The 17552-nt window shown below is 46.8% G+C and carries 13 protein-coding genes; all 13 read left to right on the top strand.

Annotated features, from left to right (window positions below; translation table 11 throughout):
• Positions 1-105: 105 nt before the first annotated feature.
• Positions 106-2925 carry a DNA mismatch repair protein MutS gene (gene mutS, locus MHI21_RS14430; RefSeq protein ID WP_342418412.1) on the top strand — a complete coding sequence of 940 codons (2820 nt, stop codon included), beginning with the start codon at positions 106-108 and terminating at the stop codon, positions 2923-2925.
• Positions 2926-2989: 64 nt separating this feature from the next.
• Positions 2990-5164, top strand: coding sequence for a DNA mismatch repair endonuclease MutL (mutL, locus tag MHI21_RS14425; protein WP_342418411.1), 2175 nt, complete (start codon positions 2990-2992; stop codon positions 5162-5164).
• A gap of 12 nt (positions 5165-5176) precedes the next feature.
• Positions 5177-6025, top strand: a complete 849-nt coding sequence (locus MHI21_RS14420) for a class I SAM-dependent methyltransferase (protein WP_342418410.1) — start codon at positions 5177-5179, stop codon at positions 6023-6025.
• Entirely contained in the window at positions 6009-6989 is a 981-nt protein-coding gene (gene miaA / locus MHI21_RS14415) for a tRNA (adenosine(37)-N6)-dimethylallyltransferase MiaA (protein ID WP_069289755.1), read from the top strand. The genes MHI21_RS14420 and miaA overlap by 17 nt, the downstream gene beginning before the upstream one ends.
• 20 nt (positions 6990-7009) lie before the next feature.
• The gene (gene hfq, locus MHI21_RS14410) at positions 7010-7255 is read left to right on the top strand and encodes an RNA chaperone Hfq (protein WP_023989043.1); all 246 of its coding nucleotides are present in this window, start codon (positions 7010-7012) and stop codon (positions 7253-7255) included.
• Between the two features lie 190 nt (positions 7256-7445).
• Positions 7446-10106: a PBP1A family penicillin-binding protein gene (locus tag MHI21_RS14405; RefSeq protein WP_342418409.1), complete on the top strand. Its 2661-nt coding sequence runs from the start codon at positions 7446-7448 to the stop codon at positions 10104-10106.
• A 165-nt stretch (positions 10107-10271) separates the two neighbouring features.
• On the top strand, positions 10272-10829 hold the full coding sequence (locus MHI21_RS14400; protein ID WP_013310580.1) for a DUF402 domain-containing protein: 558 nt from the start codon (positions 10272-10274) through the stop codon (positions 10827-10829).
• The gene (locus MHI21_RS14395; RefSeq protein WP_342418408.1) at positions 10826-11521 is read left to right on the top strand and encodes a YdcF family protein; all 696 of its coding nucleotides are present in this window, start codon (positions 10826-10828) and stop codon (positions 11519-11521) included. Before MHI21_RS14400 ends, MHI21_RS14395 begins: the two co-directional genes overlap by 4 nt.
• Before the next feature lie 115 nt (positions 11522-11636).
• A complete protein-coding gene (locus tag MHI21_RS14390; protein ID WP_025718768.1) occupies positions 11637-12620 on the top strand; it encodes an AAA family ATPase in 984 nt (327 codons plus the stop codon).
• A gap of 113 nt (positions 12621-12733) precedes the next feature.
• Positions 12734-14020, top strand: coding sequence for a GTPase HflX (gene hflX, locus MHI21_RS14385; RefSeq protein WP_013310577.1), 1287 nt, complete (start codon positions 12734-12736; stop codon positions 14018-14020).
• Between the two features lie 111 nt (positions 14021-14131).
• Positions 14132-15385, top strand: coding sequence for a methionine gamma-lyase family protein (locus MHI21_RS14380; protein ID WP_341161254.1), 1254 nt, complete (start codon positions 14132-14134; stop codon positions 15383-15385).
• A gap of 83 nt (positions 15386-15468) precedes the next feature.
• The gene (locus tag MHI21_RS14375; protein ID WP_007430683.1) at positions 15469-15882 is read left to right on the top strand and encodes a MerR family transcriptional regulator; all 414 of its coding nucleotides are present in this window, start codon (positions 15469-15471) and stop codon (positions 15880-15882) included.
• 117 nt (positions 15883-15999) lie between these two features.
• On the top strand, positions 16000-17328 hold the full coding sequence (glnA, locus tag MHI21_RS14370) for a type I glutamate--ammonia ligase (protein ID WP_013310575.1): 1329 nt from the start codon (positions 16000-16002) through the stop codon (positions 17326-17328).
• Positions 17329-17552: the final 224 nt, after the last annotated feature.

Genomic DNA, 17552 nt, shown 5'->3' with positions numbered 1-17552 from the left:
AGTGTCGACACCAGGAACGGTTTCATGTTATCAACTGTCATTTTTGATATAATGAGAGATAATTATAAGTTTAAACGGAACAAAGTGTGGGGGTTAGTAAACGGTATGTCCAAATATACACCGATGATTGAGCAGTATTTATCCATAAAAGAGCAGGCTAAAGATGCATTTTTGTTTTTCCGTCTGGGAGATTTTTACGAGATGTTTTTCGATGATGCAATTCTTGCATCCAAGGAACTGGAAATTACACTTACGGGTCGTGAGGGTGGCGCCACGGAAAAAATTCCGATGTGCGGCGTGCCTTATCATTCAGCTGAAAATTACATACAGCGCCTCATTGAGAAGGGTTATAAGGTGGCCATCTGTGAGCAAATGGAGGAAGCCTCAGCTACAAAGGGGATGGTACGGCGGGATATTGTCCGCGTTGTGACCCCGGGAACGGTGATGGAAGGCAAGGTGCTGGGTGACAAATCCAACAACTACATGGTATGTGTCACAGAGACGGACGGAATGCTGGCGCTGGCGGCGTGCGACTTGTCAACAGGTGAATTGTATGTGACCTCCGTGCCTGATTCGAAAGAATGGCTACTAGATGAAATTAACATTTATGAGCCTTCCGAAATGTTGGGGGATGGTCATCTGCTCGATTTTGTGACATCCCGTATGTCCCCCGTTGGACGGCGCGTTGTGTATACGGCTTGGGACAAATCCAAGGATGATCTGGTTCGGGATCAATTTGGCGAAGCCACATGGGCAAGGCTTACGGAGGAACGTAGACGGTGCGTATCGCGCCTGATTTCCTATTTGAATGAAACGCAAAAAAGATCGTTAGGCCAATTGACCCAAATCTCGGTATATGAGCCAAACCATTTTATGATTCTGGATCCATTTACCCGCAGGAATCTGGAACTGGTGGAGACGGTACGTGAACGCTCAAAGAAAGGCTCGCTGCTGTGGCTGTTGGATCGCACAGAGACTTCCATGGGAGCGCGTCTGTTGCGTCGTTGGATTGACAAGCCGCTGTTGAGCAGCAATCTTATTGAGGAGCGCTTGGAGGCGGTGGACAAGCTATACCACCAATTTATTTTCCGAGAGGATGTACGTGCTCAGCTTAAAGAGATTTACGATCTGGAGCGTCTAGTTGGGCGGATCGCCTTTGGTAGTGCTAATGCACGTGATCTGATCGCTCTCAAGCTGTCGCTGGCCCAAATTCCGTCTTTACGCGAATTGTGCGCTGAATCTCCTTCGAAGACGCTGAGACGAATTGCACAAACGCTGGATAGCTGTACAGACCTGTGTGCGTTGATTGAGGAAGCGGTGGCGGATGAACCGCCGATTTCCGTAAGGGATGGAGGTCTTATTAAGGAAGGCTACCATCAGCGTCTGGACGAACTGCGCGAGGCGAGTGTGAACGGTAAGCGTTGGATCGCTGAGCTAGAGGCCAAGGAACGTGCAGCAACCGGCATTCGGTCACTTAAGATTGGATACAACAAAGTATTTGGTTATTATATCGAAGTGACCAAATCCAATTTGGCTTCATTACCAGAAGGTCGATATGAACGCAAACAGACGCTAGCGAATGCGGAACGGTATATTACACCGGAGTTGAAGGAAAAGGAATCTCTAATTCTGGAAGCCGAGGATAAAATGGTTGATCTGGAGTACACGCTTTTCTCCGAGCTTCGCAGTAAACTGAACGCTGAAATTCCACGTTTGCAAAAGCTGGCAGAACAAGTTGCTGAAATTGACGTGTATCAGTCGCTGGCTTCGGTTAGCTCGGAACGGGGATTTGTGAAACCTGAGCTGACTACAGGATATGATTTCGTAGTCGAGCAGGGGCGCCATCCCGTGGTGGAAGCCGTAATGAAAGATGGCGGTTTTATCGCCAACAGCACGGTGTTGGAGGAAGGCGATGCGCATATTCTACTTATCACCGGGCCGAACATGGCTGGGAAAAGTACGTATATGCGTCAGGTTGCGCTTATTGCAATTATGGCTCAAATTGGCTGCTTTGTCCCAGCTGCACGTGCCAAGGTGCCGATGCTGGATCGCATTTTTACACGGATCGGCGCGGCGGATGATCTCATCGGCGGGCAGAGTACGTTTATGGTCGAAATGGCAGATATCCAAGTAATGACGGACAAGGCAACTCCGCGAAGCTTGATTATTATTGATGAACTGGGACGAGGTACGTCCACTAGTGAAGGGATGGCAATTGCACAGGCAGTCATCGAATTTGTCCATGACACGATCGGCTGTAAGGCGCTGGTATCCACGCATTTCCATGAGCTGGCGCATTTGGAGCAAGGCCTGTCTTCGCTGCGAAATTACTCTATGGCCGTGCAGGAAAGCGGCGACAAGGTGAATTTCCTGCGCAAGCTCATACCGGGAGCGGCTAGCAGTAGCTATGGCATTTATTGTGCTCGGCTTGCAGGCTTGCCCAATAACATTATTGAGCGAGCGAATGGACTGCTGAATGGTTTTGAACAGGCAGCGGCTCAAGTAACGGCAGGTACCGAGATAGTAGTAGGAGGGAAGGAAGGGACTGATCTTCGTACAGTTTCAGGGACGGAAGATATTTCTTCTTTGACCGAATATAATTCAGGCCAGACATTGCGAGAAAGCGGAGAAACTGCATCATCAACTCAGTCTTTATCACAGCAGGCCACCCTGGTAAAAGAAGATACTCTACAGACTGTGGAGGATTCCAGCAGGTTGGAGCAAGGAGCAACCGAAGTGGTACAGCTGTCCATTTTCGGAGAGCAGGAGCTTGCCGCCTCCAAGCCCCATGCAGAGACAGTAGAGGCTAATCCGATTGTGCGCCAAATTTTGCGCAAGGTGAAAAATGCTGATGTCATGAATATGACTCCTTTACAGGCAATGCAGCTATTAAATGATCTTAAAAACAAGGCCAATGGCCTGTAGTTAAAATAAGTGACATTTATTCCTATTTTTCATCACACTTTGAAGTCAGGAGGAGGTTAAAAGGATGTCTAAAATTCGGGTACTGGATGAACATATTGCGAACCAGATTGCTGCCGGTGAGGTCGTGGAACGTCCAGCCTCCGTCGTGAAGGAGCTGGTGGAAAATGCGATTGATGCAGGCGGTACGCGGGTGGACGTATGGGTAGAAGAGGGCGGTCTGCAAAGTATCCGGGTGACGGATAATGGAAGTGGCATTGAGCCTGAGGATGTGGAGACGGCATTCTATCGGCACGCGACAAGCAAAATTGGACATGGTCGCGACCTGTTTCAGATCACAAGTCTCGGCTTTCGGGGAGAGGCGTTGCCAAGTATAGCGGCTGTATCGAAAGTAGAGCTGCTTACAGCAGCCGGAGATGACGGGCGTGCCCGTAAATTGGTGATTGAGGGCGGTAAGCTGGTGCTTCACGAGGATGCCGCTAGTAGGCAAGGGACGGATTTTACCGTCCGGGAGCTGTTTTATAATACACCTGCACGGCTGAAATATATGAAAACAATCCAGACCGAGCTGGGACACATTTCGGATGTATTGTACCGAATGGCGCTTTCGCACCCTGAGGTTGCCTTCACATTGCGGCATAATGGCAATACATTGTTGCAAACGCTGGGTAATGGTGATTTGCTCCAGGTGATTGCCGCTATTTATGGAACTTCTGCGGCGAAGTCCATGCTGCTGCTGGAAGGAGAGAGCCTCGATTACCGAATTAGCGGCTATATCAGCCGCCCAGAGTGGACCAGATCGAATCGGAATGCGATATCGACGGTAGTGAATGGACGTTTTGTGCGTAGTTACGGGCTTAATCAGGCGTTGCTCAAGGCATATCATACCTTACTGCCGATCAATCGTTTTCCGCTGGCTGTGATCCAACTTGAAATGCATCCTTCTTTGGTGGATGTTAACGTTCATCCTGCCAAGCTGGAGGTAAGGTTCAGCAAAGAAGCTGAACTGTTTCAGTTGGTCGAGGATTCGGTAAAAGCTGTTTTAGGGCAGCAAGTGCTGATTCCGAAGGCAGTCAAGCGCGAGATCGGTGGCAAGGACAGTGGCTCGTTTGTGCAGGAGCAGTTTCACTTCTCGAAGGGAAATGGTGCGGAAGGGGATGCTCCTTCCGGCAAAGACCGGGGGGGAGCACTGCCACTTTCCGTGACCTCGCCGGAGAACCAGGTGCCGGGCCAATCCAATTACTTGAACAGAAACGAAGAGAATAACAGAGGTAGCCAGGAGCGTGAGCAACGTCCGAGCAGGGGTAGCCTCTCAGCCATTGGACGGGCAAACAACCTTTCAGGTAAAAGTATTAGTGATGATGAACTGGATGCAGATTTTGTGGAAGAAAACAACGGGAGTGAAGTTAGAGGGGACGTGCCGCTCCCTGATGGAGCGACTGTACAGTCGCCCGAAGGAGATAATGCCGCAATAGGCACATCTTCTTTATACAGTGGAGGGATAAAGGAAACGGCTGCTTCTGCTGCTTACCCATCTTCTGTGCCGCCGATTGCAGGACACGCTACGGATTCCCGTCATTTCGCGGATCAGAAGCCTCGCCAGCAACGTCTAAATGCAGAGCAATTGGCAGCGGTGTCGGGAGAAGTTCCAGAGCTGCCCACTTTTCCTGAACTGAATTTAATCGGTCAGCACCACGGGACATATCTGATTGCACAGAACGACCAGGGCTTGTATTTAATTGATCAACATGCCGCACATGAACGAGTCAATTATGAATTTTATTATGAAAAATTCGGTAATCCCGAGTCAGTATCGCAGGAGTTGCTACTGCCAATTACACTGGATTTTACGCCTTCCGAGACAGAAAAGTTGAAAACAAGGCTGCACTGGTTTGAGCAGGCGGGGGTGTATTTGGAGCATTTTGGCGGTCAAACTTTCCGTGTCAGCTCTTACCCGTACTGGCTTCCCCAAGGGGAAGAAGCGGATGTTATTGAGGAAATGGCCGGATGGGTGCTCGAGGAAAGAGCCATTGATCTTGCAAAGCTGCGGGAAGCAGCCTCGATCATGTGCTCCTGCCGGGCCTCGATTAAAGCAAACCAAAAGCTGACTGACCGACAGGCTGTCGTGCTGCTAGAGCGTTTGGCAGCGTGCAAACAACCATATACTTGCCCTCATGGGCGACCTATTGTGGTTTCCTTTTCCACATATGATTTAGAGAAGCTGTTTAAAAGAGTAATGTAAGGGAGTATATATATGTTACAGGATCGGGAAAACCGTGAAGAAGAGCGGTCGAGGCTACGGGAAAAAAAAGTCGAATTACTGGTCACGACAGGGGATTCCCCCTCGGCTGAGGTTGTGGAGCGAGCGAAGCTGCTTGCAGCCGAGTTAGGGGTGTTGTATGCCCCTCGTCGTGGCATATCGATAGCTAAGCTAATCGCGGCTCACAGAGTCCGCCAAGCATTGGTTCTGGTGCAGGGCGGAGTGAGACTGATCAGCCCAGAACAATCACCGATGGTTTTTCATCCGAGTATGGGCTTCATTCGCGCCAAACGGGTATTAAAGGGTGAACCTGACCCGATGTTGACGGCTGCCCGGCTCGTCCCGGGTGATACTGTACTGGATTGCACCGCAGGACTTGGTACGGATTCTCTTCTATTTTCAATTGGAACGGGAAGCTCTGGACAAGTCACGGCTGTGGAGAGTTCTTTCCCCGTCTATGCTTTAATCAAGGATGGAATGAGGCATTACCGTTCCGGCAACGCTGAAGTAGATCAGGCCTTTTCCAACATTGACGTTCGTTTTGGTCATCATTTGGACTATTTGCGCAGTTTGCCGGATCGCAGTATAGATATTATTTATTTTGACCCTATGTTTCGTGATCCCTTGCTCGATTCCAGCGCAATCGGTCCATTGAGAGGGTTGGCTAATTCAGACGCGTTGAATGAGGAAAGTATTATTCATGCGAAACGGATTGCACGAAAAACAATTGTATTAAAAGAAAAACGGGGTAGCGGGGAATTTGCCCGCCTCGGCTTCCGTGTAGAGCAGCGGGGCACAACGAAAACAGTGTACGGAGTGATTGATATTGACAGTGGCACCTAAGCCTAAACTACTTGTTCTTGTTGGCCCGACTGCGGTTGGCAAGACGAAACTAAGCATCGAGATGGCTCGACAATTTGACGCGGAAATTATTTCCGGGGATTCCATGCAGGTATACCGTCATATGGACGTTGGAACTGCCAAAATTTCCGAACAGGAAATGGAAGGAATCAAGCACCATTTAATTGATATTCATGAGCCTGAATACCCATATTCAGTAGCCCAATTTCAGGAAGACTGTCGTCGTCTCATACCTGATATTCAATCTAGAGGAAAGCTACCGTTTATCGTAGGCGGAACAGGTTTATATGTAGAATCAGTCTGCTATGAATACCAGTTTTCCGAGGTGGGGGCTGACGAAGCTTTTCGTCAGGAACAGCTTGACTATGCCGAACAGTTTGGAGCTGACGCGCTTCATGCGCGACTACAGGCGGTTGATCCCGAAAGTGCACTTCGTCTGCATCCTAATGATCGTCGTCGTGTCGTTCGGGCACTGGAAATTTACCATGTTAGCGGAACGACACTTAGCTCTCAACTTGCCAGTCAAAAAAAGGAATCTCCCTACCAACTCTGCATCGTAGGTTTGACAATGGATAGGCAAATGCTATATAAACGTATTGAAGACCGAATTGACGGGATGCTCGATCAAGGGCTTGTTGCTGAGGTAACCTCCTTAATGGAACGGGGAGTGCGAAGCGATGCCATCTCCATGCAAGGTCTAGGCTATAAAGAGATATCCTCCTACCTGCGGGGAGAGGTGTCTTTGGAAGAGGCGGTGACTTGGCTAAAACGGGATACGCGTCATTTTGCGAAGCGACAGCTCTCGTGGTTTCGCCATATGAAGGATATCCAGTGGGTAGATGTCACTGATTTCGGAAATTTTTCTGCTCATGCAGCCCGAATACACGAAATTATAGCAGGAAAGTTCCGGACAGACCTTGAATATACTTCAAAACAATCCAAATGATTATTGGGGGTACGGCTAAAATGAACAAGTCCATTAATATCCAAGATACGTTTCTGAATCAATTGCGCAAGGATTCTATACCTGTAACGGTATACCTCATCAATGGATTTCAGGTGCGAGGGACGATTAAAGCATTTGACAATTTTACGATTGTTATCGACTCGGATGGAAAGCAACAGCTGATTTACAAGCATGCCATCTCCACCTTTACACCGCAACGCAATGTATCGCTTGTACAACAACAGGATAACGCTAGCGATAACTGATTACGGCTTGACGGTCGCCCGGGTTCATGAAACTTTTCAGGCGTCCGTCTCGTCTAACTGTATAGGAATGTGACCGGGAGCAACCTGATCAGGGTTGTTCTTTTCATTCCGTTTATTTTCATGCTGCCGACAGCAAGCTTTAGGCTTATGTTAGGTATCATATGATTATTCGCGAAAGGGAGTCAGGGGAATGCCAAACGATTCATTGTCCAGATCCGGCAATCGCAATAGAAACACATCTAAAGAGAAGCCGAAGGGCAAGAAAAAGAAAATAACAGGTAAGCGAGTGGGGTGGACGCTATTTATTACAGCGGCCTTAGCCATATTCTGTGCACTTGGTGGATATTTATTTGTCATGGTTAATGGCGAAAAAATTTACAAAGCCAACAAGGACAAAATTACAGTGAACGAGACATCGAAGGTTTATGACCGCAACGGTGTGCTCATGGGTGAGTTGTCTGTGCAAAAAAGCGATCCTGTTAAAAGTGAAGAAATACCAGACCTGCTGAAAAAAGCTTTTGTGGCGACAGAGGATAAACGGTTTTATGAGCATCAGGGTGTTGATATTTGGTCTATCGGTCGGGCGGCCGTAAAGGATATCGTGGCTCGTTCGGCAGTGGAGGGCGGCAGCACACTAACTCAGCAGCTAGCCAAAAACTTGTTTTTGACACGTGACAAAACCTTTTTCCGTAAAGCGACCGAGGTATCCATCGCAATGGCGCTGGAGCGGAATTTGACTAAAGAAGACATCATTACACTATATCTGAACCGGATTTGGTTTGGACGCTCGTATTCTGGAATTAAGGCAGCGTCGGAAGGCTATTTTGGCGTGTCAGACTTAAACAAATTAAAATTGTGGCAGGTTGCTACACTGGCAGCTATTCCGAAAGGGCCATCCAAGTATAATCCGATCAGTAACCCGGAGAACTCGAAGGCACGACGTGCGGTGGTTCTCCAGCTGATGTTTGAGCAAGGGATGATTGGAAAGCAAGAGATGGAAGAGGCCAAGGCTGTAAATTACAATTACAAACAGCCGGAAAAAGTTCAAAAGTATCAAAATTTTATGGAATACGTCATGGATGAGGCAGAGGATGCACTGCCAGGAGTTAGCGGCAATGATTTGATTATTGGTGGTTATAAGATTCATACGACAATGGATGCCCAGGCCCAAAATGCGCTTGATCAGGCGATGGCAGATGATGACATGTTCGAAAAAAGTCCTGACGATCAGCCTGTTCAAGCCTCGATGGTCATTATTAACAACCAAACAGGTGGAATTGCCGCGATGGCACCCGGACGAGATTATAAAAAGGGAACCTTCAATCGTGCGACACAGAGCCGCAGACAGCCAGGATCGGCCTTTAAGCCGATTGTAGCCTATGCGCCAGCTCTTGAATCCGGTAAATTTACGATGGATACCCCTTTGAGTAACGAACGCCAGAGTTTTAACGGATACAGTCCGAAAAACTTGCATGGTTACTCATCAACCATCAGCATGCTCGATGCCATTACGAAGTCTGAAAATATTCCGCCTGTATGGTTGCTGAACCAAATCGGTGTGGAAAAAGGGGTTCAATTTGCCGAGAGCGTAGGGATTCCGATGGACAAAAATGATCACTCACTTGCTATCGCATTGGGTGGATTAAGCAAAGGAACGAATACCCTTGAAATGGCGCAGGCGTACAGCGCTTTTGCCAATAAAGGACAATTCCAAAAAGCTTATTCTATTAAGCAAATTAACAATAGTGATGATCAAGTTGTTTATACTCATGAAGAGGATACTAAATCTGTAATGAGTGAAAAAACGGCTTATGAAATGACACAAATGATGCAAAATGTAGTCAATAGCGGTACAGGTCGCAAAGCACGTATTGACTGGCCTGTAGCTGGTAAAACGGGTACGACCCAAAGTGGAATTAGCGGTAACAGTGGTAACCGGGACATCTGGTTTGTCGGTTATACGCCAGAATATACCGGAGCAGTATGGATGGGTTATGATAAGCCGGACAGCAAACATATGCTCAGAAACTACAGTGGGCAGTCGGCAGCCTTTTTCGGAAGAGTCATGGGTGAAGCTCTCAAGGGACACCCGGTTACGCAATTCAGCGAGCCGAAGGGATATGAACCACCAGTTGAGCAGAAGCCAGAAGAGCCGGTTCAGGCTACCGCTCCAAGCGGGCTGAGCGGGTCTTATAGTCATGACACCCAAATTGTATCGTTGTCCTGGACTGCGGCGACGGGGGATAATGTACAATACCGTGTGTATCGCAAAGGGACTTCTGATGCAGGCTTTGCAACAATCATGGAGGCCATGAAGGGCACGAGTGGTGAAGATACGTCTCCTATAGCTGGAAACACGTATGAATATTATGTAGTGGCTTATGGAGCGGATGGCAAAGAATCCGAGGCTTCTAATACGATCCGTGTGGAAATTCCGGCAGAGACTACTCCGGTTGATCCACAACAAGGGACTGATCCAAACGAGAATAGAACCTTACCGGATAATGGCGGGGCTACAGACGGAGAAAACGGTACAGATCAGGGAAATACAGTTCCTGGCGGTATCAACAACAATAATGGCTCAGGTCAGGTTCCGGCATCTCCTGGAGATACTAGTGGGAATGGTGCTGGAGGCACAGGCAACAATAATAGCAATTCCGGCAATGGAAACGATACAAATCAGGAAAATGGTCAGACTACTACACCGGATGCAGGTATTTCTGATGAAGATACTATGGTAAATCCAGAAAATACGGATGCATCTACGACTGAAGTCACAACGGATGGAACTCAAGAAGGCAATTCCAACGGTCATTCGAACTCCAATCGTGGACGTCACAATCGGGATTAGCAAGTATTGCTTTATGTAAGTTGAATTTGCTTCAAATCAAAGGTATTTTCGGACCGTTTCACGGTCTGAGAATACCTTTTTTTGCTTTGGTAAAGGGGTTCTTTTTGAGTGTACAGTTTAAATATGGTAAGCTGGTTTTACCAATGTTGGAGAGGAACATCATTTATGAAGCGCAAATTCGGAGACCGGGCCAACTGGCGCAGAATCACCAATCGCAAGTTTGCTTGCCGGTATGTAGAAAGTGACGCGTTTACAGGATATGTGACCCTGTATACAATTTTGAGTCTCAAGGAGCCGTTATGGAAAAGTTACGGTGGTCATACGTTTTGCATAGCCGATAAAGGATATTCCTGGCTACAATATTATCCAAAAGGTGAGCACTATGTGGTGACTGCTATGTTTGATAACCGGGAGCAAATCGTTGAATGGTACATTGATACCTGCCGAAATCAGGGTGTGACCGATCAAGGAGTCCCATGGTTTGACGATTTGTATTTGGATGTTGTGGTGCTTAAAAACGGTGAAATCTTCCTAGTGGATGAGGATGAATTGGAGGAGGCGTTACAACGGGGGCATATCTCAACGCAAGAGGCAGAATTGGCTAACCGTACAGCGGCTGATGTGTTACATCAGATAGATGCCCACGTGTTCCCCTATTTTAAAATGTCGCTGAAACACCGGGCAGAATGGTTTCACAACGGTGATTTCAAGAGAGAACGGTGAAAGTTTTGCAGTGGATTAAAGACACTGGGCCCAAACGTCCTGAGTTGAAAAGCGAGCACAGTCGCCTTAAGAAAATATCTATGGTATCCAAGTGTATTGTACTTTGTTTGATGATTTTCATTTTGGTCGGATTGGTATGGGCAGGTATCCGAGTGTGGGACATGAATACGGCCGCCTCTACCACTCCGCTCAAGCAAGTGCAAATTGGTATCGTACTAGGTGCTTCTATGTGGGGGGCTGAGCCCAGTCCTGGATTGAAGGAAAGGCTGGAAGAAGCATTGCGCTTATACCGCAACGGGACGGTACAGCGTCTAATTGTAAGTGGGGGACTGGATAAACCAGATTTTCCGTATACGGAGGCTGAGGGCATGCAACGCTATTTAGTAGATAGGGGGGTCCCTGTACAGCATATTGTGTTGGAAAACCATGCGACCAGTACTTATGAAAATCTTCTCTATAGCCAGCGCATCATGAATGAATATGGATGGACCTCCACCGTGATCATCACACATAGCTATCATGGCCCTCGAGCGATGGAGATTGCTCAATTCTTGAAATTTGATCATCCTCAGATGGCTCTGACGGAATCCAAAGTGTTGAATATGCCAATTCATCAATCAAGAGAAGTATTGGCATACGCTAAATGGACGCTGCAACGGTGGTGGATCAGCGCTCAAACTTGGGTTGCCTGAATTAAAGAAAAGGCTTTGTGCACGTTCCCGTTGCTTTTATGCTAATAAGGACATGCCAGACCGAATACATTAATAGGGTAAGCTGTGCCTGAAGAAATGTTGAGGTGATGGATGCATGAACGGACGGGGAATCGCCGCGGGCAAGCGGTCGGAGGAGAGACCTTCCAGACAAATTAATGTCGTGCTGCGTAGCCCGGAGCCGATAGCTTCGGTGACTGTGGACGAGACGGAAGCAGTGGCTTCAACCAAGTCACAGGCGCTACCGCAGTATCTCAGTCTTTATCAGGAAATTCAGAAAGAACTCGATCATCTCGTCGGCTTGGATAACATCAAAGACCTGGTATTTGAGGTATATGCCTTTTTGCAAATCGCCCATATGCGCACGGATGCGGGATTATTGAGCAATGCACACGTATATCACATGATTTTCAAAGGAAATCCAGGTACAGGGAAAACGACAGTAGCCCGCATTATCGCTAAAATGCTGCAAAAAATGGGTGTACTGAGCAAAGGTCATCTGATTGAGGTAGAGAGGGCTGATCTGGTCGGTGAGTATATTGGCCATACGGCACAAAAAACGCGAGATCTGGTAAAGAAATCTCTTGGCGGCGTGTTGTTCATTGATGAGGCTTACAGTTTGGCACGCGGGGGGGAAAAGGATTTTGGAAAAGAAGCGATTGATACCTTGGTAAAGTCAATGGAAGATCAAAAAAATCAATTTATTTTGATTCTCGCTGGATACTCGGGGGAAATGGACTTTTTTCTACGAACAAATCCTGGTCTTCCTTCTCGCTTTCCAATCCAGTTGGATTTTCCTGATTACACTGTGGATCAGCTTATCCAAATTTCCGAGATGATGGCCAAGGAGCGGGATTATATTCTCATGCCTCAGTCCATAATTAAAATGAAGGAGCATTTGCTAAACGAGCGTAATGACAGTCTTCATGCATTTAGTAATGCACGATATGTTCGTAACGTGATTGAAAAAGCGATTCGGCACCAAGCTGTCAGGTTGCTCAATCAGTACCGGAGCGGGCAACCTGGCAAACAGGAATTGATGACGCTGCGTCCAGAGGATTTGAAAATGGACAAAAGATAGGCGATAATAGGAATCTGAATCACATCGAATGGTATGACATCGAGCGGGGGCCGGCCTGAACATCAGGTCGGTCTCTGTTCGAGAGTTGACATGAAAATAAAGGAGCAAACAATATGGCGAACTCCACTCATGATACACAAACCGAAATGCAGGACAAGGCGGTACTGGTTAGTCTAATTACGGATGAAGTTAAACGATCTGGCATCAATACGGAATACTCGTTGGATGAGCTGGTGAAACTGGCTGAGACAGCGGGAGTTGAAGTATTGAGCGTCCTGACACAGAATAAGGAAGCTAAGGATTCAAAATGGTTTATTGGCAAAGGAAAAGTAGAGGAATTGCGCGCAGTTGCTGAAGAATTGGGAGCGAATACAGCTATTTTTGATCAGGAGCTCTCGGGGGCCCAAGTACGCAATCTGGAAGAAAGTCTGGATCTCAAAATTATTGACCGGACACAATTGATTCTGGACATTTTTGCACAACGTGCAAAAACACGGGAAGGTATTATTCAGGTTGAACTGGCGCAGTTGTCATATTTACTCCCACGTTTGTCTGGACATGGCAAAAATCTCTCGCGTCTCGGTGGCGGAATCGGGACACGTGGTCCTGGTGAAAGCAAGCTGGAGACAGACCGCCGTCATATTCGTGATCGAATCAGTGATCTGAAACGCCAACTGGAGGAAGTGACCCGCCACCGGTATTTGCACAGGGAGCGCAGACAAAAGAGCGGCATTGTTCAGGTTGCACTTGTTGGCTATACCAATGCGGGCAAATCGACGCTGTTGAAGCAACTGACAGCAGCCGATGTATATATTGAGAATCAACTGTTTGCGACGCTGGATCCTACCTCCAGAACAATGGAGCTACCGAGTGGAAAAGAAGTTATTCTTACGGATACGGTGGGTTTTATCCAAAATCTTCCTCATGATTTGGTTGCTTCCTTCCGGGCTACTTTGGAGGAGGCGAATGAGGCTCATCTCATTTTGCATGTCGTGGATGCTTCCTCGGATATGCGAGACGAACAGATGAAAGTTGTAGAGACGATCTTGCAGCAGCTAGGGGCTGCGGACAAGCCTCAGATCGTATTATTTAACAAAAAAGATGCCTGTACCCCTGAGCAACTGGAAATGCTTCCTTCTGGGGAGGGCTATTTGAAAATTAGCGCTTTTGATGAAGGCGATTTGCTGCGCATTCGTGAACTGATTCAAGAGCATCTGAGCGGTGATACGCTGAGATTCCGCATTCCTGCGGAACGTGGGGATTTAACCTCGGTGCTTTATCGAATCGGAGATGTACTGCTGACAGAGTATGATGGAAATGATGTCATTTATGAGGTTGAAATTCAAAGAGGCGAGTACGAAAAGTATGGTCATGCACTCAGCGAGTTCACAGAAGGTTAACATGTAATGATGTTTTTGGGTCAATAAAATGATAATGCTCATCGTTCAAACTGAACAATAATATAACATGAATAGCCTAAGGCTGCGTAAGAGAGAGGGTCAAGAAGGTAAATGGTAGTTTTTAGTCCAGAAATTCAGCAAATTCAGGAAACGGCAGAACATAAAATACAAGAACGTATACAGCACATAGATCATATTGTAGATTCAAATCAGTGGAAGGTAATTCAGGCATTCCAGCGGAAGCAAGTGAGTGATTTTCATTTTGCGGGTTCTACGGGATATGCTTACAATGACCGGGGGCGTGAGGTGCTGGAGGAAGTCTATGCGGATGTGTTCGGTGCGGAGGCAGCGTTGGTGCGTCCGCATTTTGCCTCGGGTACTCATACAATTGCCACTGCTTTATTTGGTGTGCTGCGTCCAGGGGATGAACTGTTATACATTACCGGGAGGCCTTATGATACCCTGCACAAAGTGATTGGTAAGCCCGGCGACGGAACAGGATCATTGCAGGATTTTGGCGTTACTTATGGAGAAACCGCCCTGACAGCAGAAGGCAAAGTGGACTGGGAAGCGGTGGAGGCTGCGATCCATGTCAATACCAAAGTGATCGGTATTCAGCGTTCACGCGGTTATGATTGGAGAGCTTCGTTTAGTGTAGCAGATATTGAAGAAATGACAGCACGTGTGAAAGAAATAAAACCTGACGTCATTGTCTTTGTTGACAATTGCTACGGTGAATTTACCGAGAAGCTGGAACCTACTCAGGTCGGTGTCGATTTGATGGCAGGTTCGTTGATTAAAAATCCCGGTGGTGGCATTGCAGAAACGGGTGGATATATCTGCGGCAAACAAAAGTATGTAGAGCTGGCATCCTACCGATTAACTGCACCTGGAATCGGTGGAGAAGTAGGTGCCATGTTAGGTACCACACGAGGCATATTTCAGGGACTATTCCTTGCCCCAACACTGGTTGGGCAAGCGGTTAAAGGGAGTGTATTCGCAGCTGCGGTCTTTGAGGAGATGGGATTTGAGACCAAACCTGCCTGGCATGAGGAGCGTACGGATTTGATTCAGGCTATTTCTTTTAGCGGACCAGAGCATCTAATTGCTTTTGTACAGGGCATTCAGCGTGCGGCTGCCGTGGATAGCCATGTGGTGCCAGAGCCGTGGGATATGCCGGGTTATGAGCATCCAGTTATCATGGCAGCAGGTACGTTCATACAAGGGGGAAGTTTGGAACTATCCGCAGATGCTCCGATTCGTGAGCCTTATATTGGTTACATGCAAGGGGGCTTAACCTACTCTCATGTTAAATTTGGAGTGCTTATGGCTCTGCAAACGATGAAAGAACGTAAATTATTGTGAGTTTTTCTAACATGTCATTGACACTTTGCATCAGCTAAATGTACAATAAGGTGAATAATAGATCACTGGAAGGTTGATGACAAATGGGCGACGAAATTCGCAGAAATATGGCCTTATTTCCAATAGGTATTGTCATGAAGCTAACGGACTTGTCAGCACGTCAGATTCGTTATTATGAACAGCATAACTTGATAGTTCCTGCCCGTACATCGGGAAACCAACGTCTTTTTTCTTTTAATGACGTAGAGCGTCTGCTTGAAATTAAGGCGTTGATCGAGAAGGGTGTTAACATTGCAGGAATTAAACAAGTCATGAATCCGGTTACCAAGGAATCGGAGGAAGCTACGGTTATTACTGCAGATACGGAAGTCAAACGCCGTGAAATGTCCGATACTCAGCTTCACCGCTTACTGAAACAACAACTTGTTGCAGGCAAAAGACCAGGACAGGTATCCCTAATCCAAGGCGAATTATCACGGTTCTTCAATAAGAGATAATGCTTTGACTTACCTCTTGGTATAAGGTAGTTTTACTTTAAAATCAGGTCTTATCATTTAAGTAATTTATAGAACAACAGATTCGTATATAGTTGTTACAGAAAGGGAGAGGTTAGAGTGAGTTATAGCAGAGAAGATATCCTTCGGATTGCGAAAGAAGAAAATGTTCGTTTTATTCGTTTGCAATTTACAGATTTGCTGGGCACTATTAAGAACGTTGAAATTCCGGTTAGTCAACTGGAAAAAGCATTGGATAATAAAATGATGTTTGACGGTTCTTCCATAGAAGGTTATGTGCGTATTGAAGAATCTGATATGTATTTATATCCGGATTTGGACACTTGGGTGGTATTCCCTTGGGTAACCTCGGATCGTGTAGCTCGTTTGATCTGCGATATTTACAAGCCGGATGGAGTTCCGTTTGCAGGTGACCCGCGGGGCATCTTGAAACGTGTACTTAAGGAAGCAGAAGAGTTGGGTTACACTTCGATGAATGTCGGACCAGAGCCTGAATTCTTCTTGTTCAAAACGGATGAAAAAGGCGAGCCAACTACAGAACTAAATGACCAAGGCGGGTATTTTGACCTGGCTCCGATGGATCTGGGTGAAAACTGTCGTCGTGAAATTGTACTTAAGCTTGAAGAGATGGGCTTCGAAATTGAAGCATCTCATCATGAAGTTGCACCTGGTCAGCATGAAATTGACTTTAAATATGCAGATGCGATTAAAGCTGCCGACCAGATTCAAACGTTCAAGCTTGTTGTTAAGACGATTGCTCGTCAGCATGGTTTGCATGCTACCTTTATGCCAAAACCTTTGTTTGGTGTAAATGGCTCCGGTATGCACTGCAATCAATCGTTGTTTAAGGACAATGAAAACGTATTTTATGATGAAACGGACGAACTCGGATTAAGCCAGACGGCCCGCCACTATATGGCTGGTATTCTTAAACATGCACGTGCAATGGCAGCGATCACGAATCCAACGGTAAATTCCTACAAACGTCTCGTACCAGGTTATGAAGCGCCTTGTTATGTGGCTTGGTCTGCAAGCAATCGCAGTCCAATGATTCGGATTCCTGCGTCCCGTGGTCTGAGCACTCGCGTTGAAGTTCGTAACCCTGACCCGGCAGCGAATCCTTATTTGGCCTTGGCAGTGATGCTGAGAGCAGGTTTGGATGGTATCAAACGTCAGTTGGCTCTGCCAGCTCCGATTGATCGTAACATTTACGTAATGTCTGAGGAAGAGCGGATTGAAGAAGGCATTCCAAGTCTGCCAGCAGACTTGAAAGAAGCTTTGTCTGAGCTTATTCGGAGCGAAGTTATCTCTGACGCACTGGGCGACCATGCTCTGGCCTACTTCTATGAGCTTAAGGAAATTGAATGGGATATGTATCGCACCCAAGTGCATCAATGGGAACGCGATCAATATCTAACTCTTTACTAAAATGGGAAATCCCTTAGCGCTCTAAGCGTTGAGGGATTTTTTTGTTTGTGGGTAATTCATTCGTCATTTGACGCCAATTCGTTCTCCCCTCAATCTCCCCACAAAAAAATATTATTAAAGTATACTCTCGGTAAAAGACTCATAGTTCTCCATGCTATTCATCTCTATTTTTTTGGAGATGTGTGGATAAACGTCGGCTGTGAAAAAATTTTAAACTAACATTG

The organism is Paenibacillus sp. FSL H8-0168, from assembly GCF_038592955.1.
GTDB lineage: Bacteria > Bacillota > Bacilli > Paenibacillales > Paenibacillaceae > Paenibacillus > Paenibacillus polymyxa_B.
The sequence above is the reverse complement of the archived record's forward strand: the minus strand, read 5'-3'. Positions and strand labels throughout refer to the sequence as shown.